1 protein-coding gene is annotated in these 635 nt (G+C 46.8%); it reads right to left on the bottom strand.

Annotation, left to right across the window (positions count from 1 at the left end; all coding sequences use genetic code 11):
* Nucleotides 1-83 precede the first annotated feature (83 nt).
* On the bottom strand, nt 84-635 hold a 552-nt coding region (locus tag R7Q11_RS27235), incomplete at its 5' end, for a PstS family phosphate ABC transporter substrate-binding protein (protein WP_225467115.1).

Consider the following 635-nt stretch of genomic DNA (forward strand, 5'->3'; position numbering starts at 1 on the left):
GATTTGCTGGAAGAACAAGATAGATGGGCAAGTGCGAAGTGGACACTCACTTTTTAGTTTTCGGTACAATGAAAAAAGTCGGCTTAAAGGCCGACTTTTTTTAACTCTTCCGCTGCGAAATCTGCAGTGATCGGCACATAGCCATCTTTTTCGACTAACGCTTGTCCCTGAGCAGAGAACATAAAACGAATAAACTCGGCTTCTATTGGAGACAACGGGTAATCAGGATGCTTGTTTACGTATACATAAAGGTAGCGTGATAGTGGGTACTTACCTGAGACAATATTTGTACGAGTCGGGCTAACATAGTTAACCCCGCGTTTAGCGATGGGAACCAACCTTACGCCAGCCACTCGATAACCAACGCCAGAATAACCAACTCCGCTGATGGTCGATGCCACAGATTGCACCACAGAAGCCGAGCCCGGTTGTTCATTCACTCGGGTTTTGAAGTCACCGCCACACAGCGCATTGCTTTTGAAGTAACCATACGTCCCGGACACAGAGTTACGCCCAAACAACTGCAAGTTGCGCTTCGCCCATTCGGCTTTTAAACCTAGTTGCTGCCAGTTAGTGATGAACTGACTTTCTCCACAACGCAACGTAGCGGAAAACATCGCGTCCAATTGATTAAA

This window comes from Vibrio sp. 970 (assembly GCF_033339075.1).